Origin of the sequence: Mesorhizobium sp. Z1-4 (assembly GCF_004000235.1) — a bacterium.
Classification (GTDB): domain Bacteria; phylum Pseudomonadota; class Alphaproteobacteria; order Rhizobiales; family Rhizobiaceae; genus RCIO01.
In genome coordinates this window covers 42,496-57,155 of sequence record NZ_RCIO01000009.1, presented here as the reverse complement: position 1 = coordinate 57,155, position 14,660 = coordinate 42,496, and the positions used below count along the sequence as shown (strand labels likewise).

12 protein-coding genes and 1 pseudogene are annotated in these 14,660 nt (G+C 61.5%); 7 read left to right on the top strand and 6 right to left on the bottom strand.

All coding sequences use genetic code 11. From position 1 onward, the window contains the following. Window positions 1-291 precede the first annotated feature (291 nt). Window positions 292-609, top strand: coding sequence for a DUF736 domain-containing protein (locus tag EP165_RS19540; protein ID WP_127524534.1), 318 nt, complete (start codon window positions 292-294; stop codon window positions 607-609). Window positions 610-657: 48 nt separating this feature from the next. Here the strand turns inward: EP165_RS19540 and EP165_RS19535 are convergent, their stop codons facing one another. From EP165_RS19535 to traC, 4 genes are all read right to left on the bottom strand, one after another. After that, window positions 658-945, bottom strand: a complete 288-nt coding sequence (locus tag EP165_RS19535; RefSeq protein WP_127524533.1) for a WGR domain-containing protein — start codon at window positions 943-945, stop codon at window positions 658-660. 77 nt (window positions 946-1,022) lie between these two features. Beyond that, complete coding sequence (gene traG, locus EP165_RS19530) at window positions 1,023-2,945, bottom strand: Ti-type conjugative transfer system protein TraG (RefSeq protein ID WP_127524532.1); 1,923 nt, start codon at window positions 2,943-2,945, stop codon at window positions 1,023-1,025. Beyond that, window positions 2,932-3,147, bottom strand: a complete 216-nt coding sequence (gene traD, locus EP165_RS19525) for a type IV conjugative transfer system coupling protein TraD (protein ID WP_127524531.1) — start codon at window positions 3,145-3,147, stop codon at window positions 2,932-2,934. The genes traG and traD overlap by 14 nt, the downstream gene beginning before the upstream one ends. Window positions 3,148-3,151: 4 nt before the next feature. Further along, a complete protein-coding gene (gene traC / locus EP165_RS19520) occupies window positions 3,152-3,415 on the bottom strand; it encodes a conjugal transfer protein TraC (RefSeq protein ID WP_127524530.1) in 264 nt (87 codons plus the stop codon). A gap of 258 nt (window positions 3,416-3,673) precedes the next feature. Between traC and traA the strand changes: the two are divergent. The 6 genes and pseudogenes from traA (at window position 3,674) to EP165_RS20715 (ending at window position 11,692) form a co-directional block, all read left to right on the top strand. Further along, window positions 3,674-7,026: pseudogene (traA, locus tag EP165_RS19515) on the top strand (Ti-type conjugative transfer relaxase TraA). After that, window positions 7,023-7,553 carry a conjugative transfer signal peptidase TraF gene (traF, locus tag EP165_RS19510; RefSeq protein ID WP_127524529.1) on the top strand — a complete coding sequence of 177 codons (531 nt, stop codon included), beginning with the start codon at window positions 7,023-7,025 and terminating at the stop codon, window positions 7,551-7,553. The pseudogene traA and the gene traF overlap by 4 nt, the downstream one beginning before the upstream one ends. Window position 7,554: 1 nt before the next feature. Continuing rightward, entirely contained in the window at window positions 7,555-8,697 is a 1,143-nt protein-coding gene (locus EP165_RS19505; protein WP_127524528.1) for a conjugal transfer protein TraB, read from the top strand. A 518-nt stretch (window positions 8,698-9,215) separates the two neighbouring features. Further along, window positions 9,216-10,019: an NAD-dependent epimerase/dehydratase family protein gene (locus EP165_RS20725; protein WP_245440258.1), complete on the top strand. Its 804-nt coding sequence runs from the start codon at window positions 9,216-9,218 to the stop codon at window positions 10,017-10,019. A 6-nt stretch (window positions 10,020-10,025) separates the two neighbouring features. Continuing rightward, on the top strand, window positions 10,026-10,943 hold the full coding sequence (locus EP165_RS20720; protein ID WP_245440256.1) for an SPW repeat domain-containing protein: 918 nt from the start codon (window positions 10,026-10,028) through the stop codon (window positions 10,941-10,943). Then, a complete protein-coding gene (locus tag EP165_RS20715; protein WP_245440266.1) occupies window positions 10,847-11,692 on the top strand; it encodes a vitamin K epoxide reductase family protein in 846 nt (281 codons plus the stop codon). Before EP165_RS20720 ends, EP165_RS20715 begins: the two co-directional genes overlap by 97 nt. 444 nt (window positions 11,693-12,136) lie before the next feature. Here EP165_RS20715 and EP165_RS19495 read toward each other — a convergent pair whose 3' ends face one another. Both EP165_RS19495 and EP165_RS19490 read right to left on the bottom strand, forming a co-directional pair. Next, complete coding sequence (locus tag EP165_RS19495; RefSeq protein ID WP_127524527.1) at window positions 12,137-13,345, bottom strand: ZIP family metal transporter; 1,209 nt, start codon at window positions 13,343-13,345, stop codon at window positions 12,137-12,139. Next, window positions 13,342-14,472: a multicopper oxidase domain-containing protein gene (locus EP165_RS19490; protein WP_127524526.1), complete on the bottom strand. Its 1,131-nt coding sequence runs from the start codon at window positions 14,470-14,472 to the stop codon at window positions 13,342-13,344. Before EP165_RS19490 ends, EP165_RS19495 begins: the two co-directional genes overlap by 4 nt. Window positions 14,473-14,660 lie beyond the last annotated feature (188 nt).

The following is a 14,660-nucleotide window of genomic DNA, read 5'->3' as shown; positions in this document are numbered from 1 at the left end:
TCATGGCCTATTCCTTTTTCCGTCGTCTCTCACGGAGCTCGCCCAACGCGGTCTCGATTTGGCATGTCTGACCGGCAAACGGCTTCGCCTCGCCCGGCTTGTCGCAACGGCGGTCCGGAACTTTCTTCCCCTGGCGGCTGCGCCGCCATTCCTCGCGATACAAGAAAGCCCCGGACCGCCGTCCTCCATTTCATTCCGGCCTTTCAGGTGCGCGCCGATCGTCACCGGTCTCTTTGACAGCCATCGAGGCCGCGATGGGCGCGGCCCGAAACATCGAAAAGGAATAGGACAATGGCAAACATCGGCACTTTCACCACCACCAAGAACGGCTTCACCGGTCAGATCAAGACCCTCGCCCTCAACGTCAAGGCCCGCTTCGAGCGCGTCGAGAACCCCTCCGACAATGGCCCGCAGTTCCGCATCTTCTCCGGCGCCGTCGAACTGGGCGCCGCCTGGCAGAAGCAGGCCAAGGGAACCGAACGCGACTATCTCTCGGTCAAGCTGGACGACCCGAGCTTCCCGGCTCCGATCTACGCCACCCTGGTCGAGGTGGAAGGCGAAGAGGGTATGCAGCTGATCTGGTCGCGCCCGAACACCAATCGCGACTGATCTCCCCTGAAGTCAAGGGCCTCGCCGCAAGGCGAGGCCTTTTGCATGTCAGTGCTGATCGATCGCACCCACCGATGCGGCTTGAGCCCCGAACGCATCGCGATACCCGCGGCGACGCTTGCTTCGCTTCAGACGCTCGAATGCCAGACCGGCATCATCGGCCGTGTCGAATGTCTCCATCATGGTTTGGCCGCGTCTCCCGATCCTTCCCCAGTCGCGAATGAGCGAGGTACCGCCGAACAGCGTCGGCTGAACGCTCAGGCTATAAAAGCGCCGCATGTTCTGTGCCGGATCGATGCGGCGAAGATGGACCGGCTCGGGTTCACGTAGGGACATGAGAAGAGTCTCGCCGAGTGGGACTCTTGTGTCCAATCAGTTCTATGAATCGATAACCCGTCATCGATTCACGCCATTCATCTTCGGTCTACCTGATCAAACCGGTTCGTCGCCACGACCGATTTCATGTCTTCCCGCCGGAACCAGATCGCACGCCCGCAGCGGAGCGGCGGATTGCCCGAAGTGAACACGATCTGCTCGTCACCGCGCATCCGCAGCACTTCTTCCGGCAGAATCAGGGGCCGGGCCGCCAATTGTTTCGAGCGCGTTCGAGACGAGCCCGACATCTGCGATGTCCGGCTCAACTGGTCGACCTCGACGGTGGTGTTGCCACATCTCCGCGAGATGTATTCGGCGGTTTCCGGATCGTTGATTGCGGCGAAGGACACCCAGGACGCGCTCTCGAACCATTTCGATGTCGCATCGCGACCGCCATAGGTCTCGCGCATCTGCCCGATGGACTGAAAGAGGAGAAGCAGGCTGATCCCGTATTTGCGTCCGGCGTCCCGCGCGGTTTCCAAAATGCGCAAATAGCCAAGCCGCGCGACCTCATCGAGCAGGAACAACGTCCGGCCTTTCGTCTCTCCATTCCGATTGTAGATCGCGTTCAGCAATGCGCCGATGATCGTGCGGGCCAGGCCCGGATGGGCCTCAAGGGTTTTCAGGTCAAGATTGACGAAGATATCCGTCTTTCCGTTCGCGAGATCGTCCGTCGACAGGCTCGATCCGGACACGAGCGCCGCATAGTTCGGATAGCTCAGCCAATGGGTCTCCTTGATCGCATTGGCGTAGACGCCGGAAAAAGTTTCCGGCGTCATGTTCACGAAGGCGGCGACGTTTTCCCGCACGAACCCGGATTCGGAATTGTCGTGAATTGACTGCAGGCGCTCGCGCAGTTTCGGTTCTGGTTCGGACAAGTTCATGCGCACCTGGCGCAGCGTCTGCTTTTCCTTTGCCGTATGCCCGGACAGGCAGACATCGGCGATCAGCGCGGTGATGAGCTGCAGGGCCGAAGCCCGGAAGAAATCGTCCCGCATGGATGTCTGCCTGCCGACGTCGGTGACGACCCAGCTCGCTACGGCGACGACATCCTCTTCCCTTGTCCCGCCATACCGGCCGATCCAGTCGAGCACGTTGAAGCCGACCGAGGCATCCTTGGGACTGAGCACAAAGACCTCACGTCCGGCCTTGCGTCGATGATCGATGACCATGGGTGCGACTTCATTGGATGGGTCAAGCGCCACCAGCCCGCCGCCCCATTTGAGCGCTGTTGGGATCGTGACCGATGTCGTCTTGAAACCGCCCGACCCGGCGAAGACCAGACCGTGGGTCGATCCGAACGAAGCGTCGAAGCACAGGAGCGGCGACTTGCCACCGGCCCCCCAGGACGGCTTGTCATCGGAGCGAAACGTGTGGCTCGTAACGCTGTCTCTGTCGACGCGATAGGCCTCGCCCACAACGATCCCGCCATCTTCTCCGAACATCCGTTTCGCCTCGCCGAGTGACATCCAGTCCGCTGATCCGTGGATGGCGCGCTTGCCCGTCAGACGGCGTGGCTTCATGCTTGCGAAGGCGGCATCGCCGCGCAGCGCAACGCGCAGGGCGAAAAAGCCGGTGACAAAGCAGACCATCGCCCCGATGCCCGTCGAAGGATCGGCATATTCGATCAGCCGGTGTCCATCGGGGACCGCGTCCGCGAAATCGCTGAGGCGCGTCACTTCGCGCATTCCTGCAACGGCGATCACGCCGATCGCACCGATCAGAACACCGACACCGGCTGACTTGATCGCCATGGCGCCGCGCGCTGCAAAGAGGAAGACAATCCCTATGGCTGCGGCGACAACATAGGGCAGGGCGATGCCGATCCGCCCCAACGTCTGCTGCGCGTCGGCTGAACTACCGAACCTTGCCAACCAGATTTCGGAGCCGGTGAGCCCAAGACACACTGCGATCATAGAACCGACCGGAGCGATCACGAGGAGAAGCTTATTCAGAGTCATTTGAAAACGCCTCCGCTCCGATCGCTGTCAGCCGCTCCCGCTCCGCTTCGTCCGCTGTTATCCGGCTGGCGCCGTCGATCAGCAGTCCTAGCAGCAGCGCCCGCTTCTCATAGCGAAGACCAGCTTTGACGATCAGACCGCCAAGCTGGATCTTCTCGCGCGTGTCCTTCCTGCGCGCGTCGGACTGGCTCGCCTGCCGCATGCGCTCAAGCCTCGTTATTCGCGCCCGAAGACGCGCCAGCCGGGTTTTGCGTGAGCGGAGATTTCCGGGTCTCGCTGCTTCCGCCGCGAAACCGTTTCGCCAAATCCTCGAAAGCTTGGACGAGCTTTGCGTCGTCGATCTCGATCTCTCCGAGACCGGCCTTGAGCGCGAGCCGGCCGATGCGTTCGGCCTCGCGTGTTTCAGCGACTTTGAGCTGTTCCTGCAGTCTGGCGATGTCTTCTTTGATTTTCGATGAGGGTTTTCTCATTCCGTACGCTCCGAAGTGTGACGAATGCCCAATAGGCGTGAGGAACATCGCCCGGGTGCGCGTTCAGCGCATCCCGGCAGAAATGCCGGGTCGAGAGACCCGTCTGTTTGAGAGATCATCCCAGCGTTCCGAAGGAATGCGTCCAAGGGCGCAGTAATACGTCGCGAGGGCGACGTGGCTAGCGGCGGCCCCTCTTGGGGGTACGCCGCCGTCCTCTTGGAACAAGGTTGGAATTGTTTCTCAGGAGCTTGATGGCCCGTGGCGATCACGCATTTCACACCTCAGCTCATTTCGCGCGGAAATGGCCGCAGCGCGGTGCTGTCCGCCGCCTATCGCCATTGCGCGAAGATGAGCCATGAGGCGGAAGCGCGAACGGTCGATTATTCTAACAAGCAAAACCTCGCCCACGAGGAATTCCTCCTGCCGCCCGATGCGCCGAAATGGGCCCGCGACATGATCGCGGATCGCTCCGTGGCGGGCGCAGCGGAAGCCTTTTGGAACACGGTTGAAGCCTTCGAGAAACGCAGCGACGCCCAGCTCGCCAAGGAATTCATCATCGCTTTGCCGGTCGAGCTCAGCCGTGACCAGAACATCGCCCTGGTCCGGCAGTTCGTCTCCGAACAAGTGCTGGCCCGCGGGCAGGTTGCCGACTGGGTCTTCCACGATGATCCGGGCAATCCTCACATCCACCTGATGACCACGCTGCGACCGCTGACCAAAGACGGGTTCGGGTCCAAAAAGGTCGCTGTGATGGGGCCGGATGGTCAGCCGGTTCGGACTAAGACCGGGAAAATCCAGTACAAGCTCTGGTCCGGCGAGAAACCTGAATTCCTCGAGCAACGGCAACGATGGCTCGATCTTCAGAACCACCACCTTGCCCTTGCCGGATTGGAAATCCGCGTCGACGGCCGGTCCTACGCCGAGCGCGGCATCGATATCGAGCCGACCACCCATATCGGTGTTGCGGCAAAGGCGCTGCAGCGCAAGGCCGAGACCAAGGCGAGCGCCATCGAACTCGAACGGCTCGCCCTTCACCAGGCACAACGGCAGAAAAATGCCGGGCGGATCGAGGCCCGTCCCGAGCTGGTGCTCGACATTCTCACCTCTGAAAAGAGCGTCTTCGATCAGCGCGACATCGCCAAGGTCTTGCATCGCTACATCGACGATCTCGAAAGCTTCCAACGTCTCCTGGCACGGATCACGGAGAGCCCGGAATGTCTGAAACTCGCCGATGAGACGATAGACTTCGCGACAGGCGCGCGTGTCCCCGCGCGGCTGACGACACGGGCGATGATCAGGTGTGAGGCCGAAATGGTCAGCCGCGCGGACTGGCTTTCGGGAAAGGGCGGGTTCGAAGTCCGGGCGAAGGTTTTGGAAGCCGTCTTTGGTCGGCATGAGCGGTTGTCGGACGAGCAGCGGACGGCCATCGCGCATGTGGCGGGCGCGGAGCGGATCGCAACCGTCGTCGGCCGGGCAGGGGCCGGCAAGACCACGATGATGAAGGCCGCCCGCGAGGCATGGGAACTGGCCGGGTACAAAGTCGTCGGTGGCGCGCTTGCGGGCAAAGCGGCCGAGGGTCTGGAGAAGGAAGCTGGCATTCCGTCCCGCACGCTCGCCTCCTGGGAGCTTGGCTGGCAACAGGGCCGCCGGCGTCTGGATGACAAGACCGTCTTCGTTCTCGACGAGGCGGGCATGGTCGCGTCCCGGCAGATGGCGACCTTCGTTGAAGCGGTCACCAGTTCCGGCGCCAAACTGATCCTTGTCGGTGACGCCGAGCAGCTGCAGCCGATCGAAGCGGGTGCGGCGTTCCGGGCGATCGTCGAACGCACCGGCTATGCCGAGCTCGAAACCATCTACCGTCAGAAAGAGCCTTGGATGCGGGCGGCATCCCTCGATCTGGCGCGGGGTCGGGTGAAGGAAGCGCTCTCTGCCTATCGCGCGAAACGCAAGCTGATTTCGCAGCCGTTGAAGGCCGACGCGATCGAAACCCTCATCGCAGACTGGAACCGGGATTACGATCCGGAGACGTCGATCTTGATCCTCGCGCATCTGCGACGCGATGTCCGCCAGCTCAACACCATGGCCCGCGAGAAGCTCGTCGAGCGCGGCATCATTGAAGAGGGGTATGCCTTTCGGACAGAGGACGGCCCCAGACAGTTCGCCTCCGGCGATCAGATCGTTTTCCTCAAGAACGAAGGCTCGCTCGGTGTCAAGAACGGCATGATCGGCAAGGTCGTCGAGGCCGCGCCCGGCCGTATCGTCGCGGCGATCGGAGACGGGGAGGGAGCAACCCGCGTCACTGTCGACCAGCGCTTCTATCGCAATCTCGATCACGGCTATGCGACGACGATCCACAAGTCGCAGGGCGCGACGGTCGATCGCGTGAAAGTGCTGGCCTCACTCTCGCTCGACCGGCACCTGACCTATGTCGCGATGACCAGGCATCGCGAAGACATGGCGCTCTACTATGGCAGCCGCTCCTTCCATCTCGCCGGCGGGCTCGAGACGCTCCTCTCGCGAAAGAACGCCAAGGAAGTCACGCTCGATTATGCGGGCGGCCGCTTCTATTCCCAGGCGCTTCGCTTCGCCAACAATCGCGGTCTGCACCTGGTGCGCGTTGCCCGGACGCTGATGCGCGACCGGGTTCAATGGACCATCCGGCAGAAACAGAAACTCGTCGATCTCGGCCTTCGGCTTCGGACCGCGGGCGCGCGGCTCGGGCTCGCCGATCGACCGCTTCATCAATCTCAGCAATCAATCAGAAAGGCCGCGCCGATGGTCAAGGGCATTTCCAGTTTCACCATGTCGGTCAGCGACGCCGCGGACGAAAAGCTGCAATCCGATCCGGCCCTGCAAAAGCAGTGGGACAATTTCTCCGACCGCATCCGGCTCGTCTATGCGGATCCCGAAAGCGCCTTCAAGTCTATGCGCATGGAGGCGGTTNTCCCGAAAGCGCCTTCAAGTCTATGCGCATGGAGGCGGTTGTCGAAGACCCGAACGTTGCCCGTCAGCGCCTCGGCGAGATCGAACGGAATGCGGCGAGCTTTGGTGCGCTCAAGGGACGGGAAGGGCTGCTGGCGAGCCGCGCGGACCGGGAGGATCGTCGTGTGGCGGAGGTCAACGTGCCGGCGCTGCGTAAGGACCTCGAGCGCTATCTCGACATGAGGGAGAAGGCGACGGCCAAGTACAGGCTGGAAGAGGAAGGACATCGCAAACGCACCTCTATTGATATCCCGTCCCTGTCGCCGGCGGCGGCGCGGGCAATGGAAAAGGTCCGCGATGCGATCGACCGCAACGATCTGCCGGCCGCGCTCGGATTTGCACTGGCCGACCGCATGGTGAAGGCCGAACTCGACACCTTCAACAAGGCTGTTTCGGAGCGGTTCGGGGAGCGAACCTTGCTCGGCAACGCGGCCAAGACTCCATCGGGGTCGACCTTCGACAAAGCGGCCCAGGGCATGTCGCCCGGCGACCGGGAAAAGCTCAGCACCGCCTGGCCGACCATGCGTGCAGGCCAGCAACTGGCCGCCCATGAGCGCACCCAGCAGGCCCTGAAACAGTCCGAGGCGCTGCGTCAGACGCAAACCAAAAGCCAGGGGCTGAAGCAGTGAGCCGACGGCGCCGGATCGTCATCGTTGCCGCGCTCGCTTGCATCCCTCTCGCGCTGTTCGGCCTGGGATATCGGGCAGGCTTTCGGATCAATCTGACACCAAGCTATCCGCTCGGTCTCTGGCGGATCGAAACGCTGAACCGCCATGTTCGGGTCGGGGATCGGATATTCATTTGCCCGCCGCCGACCGAGGCGTTTCGTCAGGCACGCGAGCACGGCTATGTACGGCGCGGCCTCTGCCCCGGTTGGCTCAGCCCGCTGATCAAGACCGTCGTGGCGCTGCCCGGGCAGTCGGTTGAAATCGGCAGGTCCGTCGCGATCGACGGTCTCGCTCTGCCGCAATCCGCGATTCAGCCGCGTGACGGATCGGGCCGGGCGCTGACGCCCGATCCCGGCGGCGTCGTGCCCCCGGACACCGTCTTTCTCCATTCGACATTCAGAGGTTCCTATGACTCGCGCTACTTCGGGCCGCTACCGGCCGCCGGCATTCTCGGGTTGGCGAAACCCGTTTTCACCTTCACGCCGTAGCATGGTCACCGCGGTAATGTTCATTGCCGCTGCCGCGACGGTTGGTGCATTAGGATGGAGCGGCGAAGTGCTTCTCCTTCCGGTCGCGTGCCTCTTTCCCGCACTCTGGGCGTTCGCCCCGACACGGCTGGTCGCAGGCATGGTTTCAATGGCGTATTTCATGGCGGCTTCCCGCGGTCTGCCGATCGGCGCATCGATTTTCTACACGAGCGATATCTGGGTCGGGCTCGGTCTTTGGATCGCCCCGTCGCTGCTGTTCGTCACGGTGCATACGGTCCTTTGGTCGCCGAAGCCCGGGTGGCATCGGCCGCTTCGATATTTGGCAGCCTGGGCGCTGATGAGCGTGCCGCCATTCGGCATCGTCGGATGGGCCAGTCCGATCACGGCAGCCGGCGTCCTGTTGCCCGGCTGGGGCTGGGCAGGACTGGCGGCCACGGCTGCCAGCCTCTCGGCGATGACCACGCGAGCATGGCCGCTGGTAGGTGCCGGAATGGGCGTGGCGCTGGCACTATCCGCAGTCACCTGGTCCGATCCCGAACCGCCGGAGGGATGGGTCGGAATTGAGACGACGTTCGATTATCAAGTCGCCGGAAACCATGCCGACTATGCTCAGCATATGGCGACGATCGCACTTGTCAGGCGTGCAGCAATGGACGGAGCCACCACGATCATCCTCCCCGAAAGCGCACTCGGAATCTGGACGCCGACTACCGAGCGCCTCTGGGTCCGGAACCTAGCGGGCGTCGATGTCGTCATTATCGGCGGCGCCGTCGTCGTCAACGAGAGCGGTTATGACAATGTGATGATCGAGGTGACGGGCGAGGGAGCCCGCATACTCTACCGGGAACGAATGCCGGTTCCGGTTTCGATGTGGCGGCCTTGGGCATCTGGGGGTGCATCGGCGCAGTTCTTCGGAAATCCAACCCGCAGAATTACCGGGACGTCGATAGCGCCCTTAATCTGCTATGAGCAGCTCATCGTGTGGCCGATCCTGCAGTCCATGCTCCTTGGTGCGGAGGTCATCGTGGCGACAGGCAATGGTTGGTGGACCGGCGGCACTAACATAGTCGCGATCCAGAAGGCGACCGCCAAGGCGTGGGCGTCGCTGTTCCATGTGCCTTATGTTACCGCCTTCAATTTGTGAAAGCGCGGGTGTCTGGTCGCAAGATTTGCTTAAGTGGGGAAAGTCCCCCAACGCTTCGGTGCGGCGTTTCCAACGAACGCTAAATGCTGCTGTGCGTAGCCTTGGTGACGCCACGAAGCGTCGCGAATGGGTGTCGACACTGAAAGTCTACAGGGGGCTTCTTCGCTCGATGATGGTGCGCGAATTCCCCTTGGAGACGTCGACTCGCCAACCCGTCGAAGGAGGTGGGAACGAATATAGCGCTCAGGCGTTCGAAAAGGATGGACCAAGTATGCGAATCTGGAGGGCGACTGAATAATGATGATGGGTGAAGGCATGGGCGGCGGAATGATGATCGGAATGGGGTTGGTGTGGATACTGATCATAGTTGCCCTGATCCTCCTCATCGCCGCCCTCATTAAATATCTGCGCAAATGACGCAGGACTGATTTTGGAGTTCAGTCTTGAACCAAGAGCAAAAGCCGGTCGTTCTGGTCACCGGTTCGAGCGGATATCTTGGCGCGGCCGTCACGGGCCGATTGAGCGAAAATTATCTGGTCGTCGGCCTTGATCGCTACACGCCACCTCACCCGCCCCACATGGCCGAATGCGTGTGCTTCGACATCACGGACCAGTCAAGCGTAGACCAGGCGCTGAAGCGGATCCGGCACGCCTACGGAAACAGGATCGCCTCTTGCATCCATCTTGCCGCCTATTTCGACCTGACCGGCGAAGAACGCCCGGCTTACGAGGCAGTAACGGTCGAAGGCTCGAAGCGACTTCTTCGAGGGCTGCAGAAGTTCGATTTGGAGCAGTTTGTGTTCGCCTCGACAATGCTGGCGCACGCGCCAACCGAGCCGGGAAAACCGATTTCGGAAGACGATCCCTTGGATCCGAAACTGCCCTATCGGGCGTCGAAGGTTCGGACCGAGGCGATGCTGCGAGATGAGAGGGGAGGCGAAAAGCATGTTCTCCTCCGCCCGGCCGGCATTTACGACGATAATGGACATTCGACGTTTCTCGCGCATCAGATCGCGCGCATTTACGAGAGACGGTTCAGCGGCAAGGTCTATCCCGGTGATCTGCAGCGCGGTCAGGCATTTCTGCACTTGGAGGATCTCCTTGATGCGGTGGAGCGTGTAATTGACCGCCGCGCCGACCTGCCGGATACGTTTCCGGTTCTGCTCGGTGAGGCACAGCCGATCCCATTTGGCGAATTGCAGCGCCTGATCGGGCGGGAACTGCACGGCGAGGACTGGATCACTTGGAACGTGCCGCCGAAGCTGGCCAAGCTGGGTGCCTGGACAGAAAACAAGGTACTCGGCGAAGATGCCTTCATCTGAGCCTGGATGGTCGACATCTCCAGCGATCACTACGAGTTGGATCTATCAAGAGCCCGCAAGGAACTCGGCTGGAAACCGAGACATTCATTGCGCGAGGACATGCCACGCATTCTTACACGCCTGAAAGACGATCCCCACGCGTGGTATGGCGAAAACGGTTTGAACGCCGCTAGGGTTTCAGCGCAGAAGGTGGCGCTGGAAGCGGCAAAGGAAGAGGCAGGGGAAAATCCGTCTGCGGCGGAAGTGGACGAAGCCGAACGCGAACACCAAGCCCATGTGCGGCAGATGCATTTTTCGATGCTCTGGGTGCATTGGCTGGTCATGGCGCTCGGTCTCTGGCTTGCCACCGCGCCTTCGGTTTTCGGCACATTCGACCAGACAGAATTCAGCGCCGCGGTCCAGCGCGTGACCGAGGATCGCGGCCTGCTGGATCTCGCCACGCGCAGTTGGATGACAGCCTGGAACGACGTGTTCACCGGACTTGCCATCATGTTTTTCGCCGCGCTTTCTTTGCGGCCCGGCAACGGTTGGGCCCAATGGGCCAATGCCGCGCTCGGCGTCTGGCTGCTGGCCGCACCGCTGGTTTTCTGGACGCCGGATGCTGCGGTCTATGCCAACGACACGCTTATCGGCGTCCTGGTGATCGCACTGACGATCCTCGTCCCCATGATGCCCGGAATGTCGCGCGAAGGAATGATGGACGACGGCGATATTCCGCCCGGCTGGACCTATTGCCCCTCGACCTATGTTCAGCGCCTGCCGATCATCGCGCTCGGCGTCGTCGGCTTCATCCTGTCGCGCTCCTGTCGGCCTACCAACTTGGCCATATCGATAGTGTCTGGGAACCGTTCTTCTCGTCCCCTTCGGCGCTCAACGGTACCGAGTACATCATCACCTCGGATGTCTCCAAGGCGTGGCCAATAGCCGATGGCGGTCTGGGCGCTATGAGCTACATGTTCGAAATCCTGATGGGCGTTATGGGCAGCCGGCTGCGTTGGCGCACCATGCCATGGATGGTGGCACTGTTCGGCATCGTCGTGGGACCTCTCGGTGTCGTCAGCATCTATTTCATCATCATTCAGCCGATCGCCATCGGCACCTATTGCACGATCTGTCTCCTGGCCGCGTTGGCAATGCTGATCATGATTCCCTTCTCGCTGGACGAGATCGTTGCCATGGTCCAATTCATGGTCTGGAACACGCGCCGGGGTCGGCCATTCTGGCGCGCCTTCTTCCGAGGCGATGCGTTGCCGGGCTCGTCCACCGGGGGCGAGATGAGCTTTGACGCACGGCCGCTGGCAATTTTCCGGCAGAGTGCGCGGGGCGTAACGGTGCCGTGGACGCTTGCGCTGACTGCTGCGATCGGTGCCTTCCTGATGCTTAGTCGCGCGATCTTTGGCAACACGATGCCGCTGGCAGGCAGCGATCACCTCGTGGGTGCGCTGGTCCTGACGACCGCGGTCATCGCCTGGGCCGAAGTGGCCCGGCCGTTGAGGTTTCTCAATATCCTGTTCGGTCTTTGGCTGATTGTGGCACCGCTGCTGCTCGATGGCGGGACGGTTGCGGGCAGCCTGATCGGTGTCATCTCCGGGATCGTCCTCGTGGCGCTCAGCCTGCCCCGCGGCCGCAGGAGCGAGGAACACTATGGAAGCTGGGACCGCATCATCGCTTAGTGTACCCGACAAAGCTTTGAAACGTGACTACGCCCGAAACGTCATTCTTCCACACTCCCAGGAGCCTGCGTATATCTTTCGCAATCTCAGTTTCTGGCACCTTGAATGAAGCGAAGCGTGTTCGCATTCGTATTCGTTTATCGGCATCGCCATGATGGCGCGCCGCACGGATGTGGCACTTGAGCGCCTTTGCATGGGCGGGTGATAGATGTTGCCCTGATGATTGGCCTGTCCAATGCGGTGATGCAAAACTTTAAACTGAGCATCGGGAAAGCTCTCGGCTTGAAATGATGACACCTGCGGCGGGCGTCGCTCGTTTCTGGCCAGCAATCCTGGCCAACATGGGCACAACGGTGCTTGACACTACACGTTCGATGCGGCTGCTGACATGGAAAGATGGAGCCGGATCTCATGCAAGTCGGGCGCCTTGTCTTCAAGGTCCGATCAGATCTTTACCAGCATCGCCGTTGCATACATCGACACCACACCGAAGGCCAAGCCCGAGAGGACCGGCCAAGAAGAAAATGCCACAGCGCCGCGTCCGTCAGCCTTCATCAGGTAGGCTGTGACTTCGACGACCACCTGCAGGATCGCGCCTGCACCAATCGCCAGCGCCAGCGCCGACCATTGCGGCGCGTAGGCTAGGCTTCCGATCCAGAGCCCGAGCACAGCAGGGCCGCCGGCGACCAGCGTTAGCGCCGGAAACACCCACAGGGCCGGCCGGGACTTGAGCATTGGAGCCGCGATGCCGATGCCCTCGGTGATGTTGTGGATGGTGAAGCCGAGCACCAGGAACGTGCCGAGCCCGGCCGCTCCCGAAGCGAAGGCGGCGCCGATGGCCAGTCCCTCACCGAGATTGTGGAGGCCGATACCGAGCGCAATGAACGTCGCAAGTGTAAAGCCGGCTGGCGTACCGCTGCGGCGGCCGACGGCCATGAGCAGCAGGAAGCTCGCCGCGCCCGCAAGGACCACCATCACCCGACCCTGGAAGATGGCCGCGGCTTCGCTTGCAATCTCTAACGCCTCGCCCGCAGCGTCGATCATCAGGAAGACGAGCAGGCCCACCGTCATGGCGAGAAGGAAGTTCATGCCGGCGCGCCCGACACCGCGCAGCGCCGGATAGAACATGAGCCCGATCGCAACGGGAACGATACCGACAAAGGCGCCGAGGAGCGCCTGGCTAACGAGGCTTCCGGTGGTGGGCACCGGCGTCGGCACGGCGACCGGGATCTCGTGCTCGAAGGTCGCGCCGGTGCTCGTGATGATCGTTACCACATGCGCTTCACCCTGAACCCAAGGATAGGGCAGTTGGATCCAGGCGGTTTCACCCCGCGCTAGTTGTCCAGACGGCTCTTGAACAAATTCCCAGTAGGCATCGTCGACCAGCGCCTGCGCGATGATCATCGGATCCGATCCGCCAGCGCGGACGAGGACGTCGATACCGTCCTGCGACAAGACCGTTCGCTCGAATGTCAGGTTCTCTACTGGGGGCGCACCGTTGTCGAAACTTCTCAGCGGGTCAGCCGTAACGAGCCATGCAGTTGCAAGCGCCAGCGCCATGAGCGGCAGCAGAAGCCAGACGAGGGTCGCGCGGGATCGCGGCGCCTCGGTCGGAGTCGATGCTGCTTCGTCGAAGGGATGCGCGTCATTCATGCCACTGCCTCCCGGACGTCAAAAAAGCTCATCCAGCCAAGTTCGGCAAATTCCGACTGATGCGCGTGGAACATGTAGAGTCCAGGCTCATGGTCCGCGAACGAGAACTCGAGAATGCCGCGCTGGCCCTGGCACTGCATGACCGTATCGACCGTTCGAAGCGTCGGCGTCAGCGTCGTACCGTGATCGTAGTAGTCGAAGAAATTCGCATGAAGGTGGAGGGAATTGATCGGATCGAATTCAACGGCGTTCACGAGATAGACCCGTACCGGCTTGTCGCGCCGTATCGCAATCGGCCGTTTCATGTAGGCATGCGCGATCGTGTTGACGGCATAGACCTCATTCTCGTCGTCGAAATTGGTATCGAATCCATTCATTACCATCGCGAGTTCCTGCCACTCCGCATTCTCCGGCGTGCCTAGCAGGCGAGACCGGGCGACATCGGCGTGCTCCGGGTGAAGCGTGGGGTCGGGGTCGATGACGAAGAGCCCGTAGAGCCCCTTGTGGATATGGCGTTTCAGCGGTAGCGCGTGACAATGGTAAAGGTGACAGCCAAACGGCGTCGCATCGAATTCGTAGACAAACTCTTCCCCCGGTCCGATCACGCCGGCGCCGGGAATGCCGTCCATGCGCGCGGAATGGATGTTGTGACAATGGATCGAGTGAGGGTGCGAGCCGAAATTGCGGAAAACGATCTTCAACTTCTCGCCTTCGGTCGCTCTGAGCGCCGGCCCAGGTACACGACCGTTGTAGGTCCAGGCCGGGAACATGACGCCAGGGGCAATCTCAATCTCCTTGTCGACGGCATCGATCTCGAAGGTGCGTAAGACCCGCCCGTCGGGGAGGCGGGAGACAGTGCCGACTTCCCAGTCGGTCAGCATCTTCATAGTATCGAAGCCGTTGAGTTCCTCATCGACCTCGCCGACAGTCATCATCGCGCCGTGGCGTGAGCCATGACCGGCTGAGCCCATTCCGGTGCGCGCCGTGCGGCCGGGATGTTCGGTTCGGGAGGATTGCTGAGCGGCGCCGGTGGCAGCTACGGCCGATCCCCCAGCCGCCAGGATACCAGCGCCCAGCATGCCGCGCCTACTCAATTTTACCCTCAACCAATCGGTGATTTCGCCCATCTTTCATTCCTGCAAATGCGAACGATTTGCAATTTAGCATCGCAGTTGTCCCGGTGCAAGCGCGGGTCACGGCCCGGAAGAGGCCCTGGTTGAATCGGGAGATCGAGAAGTTATTTCGAAACGGAATTGACCTCAGGGCGTGTGGCTTGACCGTGGCGAGTTGGACAAGATCATAGAGCGATCGGCGA

Excerpts from the sequence above, each read along its gene's own strand:
- traC (WP_127524530.1), bottom strand. The coding sequence starts at position 3,415 with ATGAGAAAACCCTCATCGAAAATCAAAGAAGACATCGCCAGACTGCAG.
- EP165_RS20720 (WP_245440256.1), top strand. The coding sequence starts at position 10,026 with ATGGTCGACATCTCCAGCGATCACTACGAGTTGGATCTATCAAGAGCC.
- EP165_RS19495 (WP_127524527.1), bottom strand. The coding sequence starts at position 13,345 with ATGAATGACGCGCATCCCTTCGACGAAGCAGCATCGACTCCGACCGAG.
- traD (WP_127524531.1), bottom strand. The coding sequence starts at position 3,147 with ATGCGGCAGGCGAGCCAGTCCGACGCGCGCAGGAAGGACACGCGCGAG.
- EP165_RS19535 (WP_127524533.1), bottom strand. The coding sequence starts at position 945 with ATGTCCCTACGTGAACCCGAGCCGGTCCATCTTCGCCGCATCGATCCG.
- EP165_RS19540 (WP_127524534.1), top strand. The coding sequence starts at position 292 with ATGGCAAACATCGGCACTTTCACCACCACCAAGAACGGCTTCACCGGT.
- EP165_RS19490 (WP_127524526.1), bottom strand. The coding sequence starts at position 14,472 with ATGGGCGAAATCACCGATTGGTTGAGGGTAAAATTGAGTAGGCGCGGC.
- EP165_RS19505 (WP_127524528.1), top strand. The coding sequence starts at position 7,555 with ATGGTCACCGCGGTAATGTTCATTGCCGCTGCCGCGACGGTTGGTGCA.
- traG (WP_127524532.1), bottom strand. The coding sequence starts at position 2,945 with ATGACTCTGAATAAGCTTCTCCTCGTGATCGCTCCGGTCGGTTCTATG.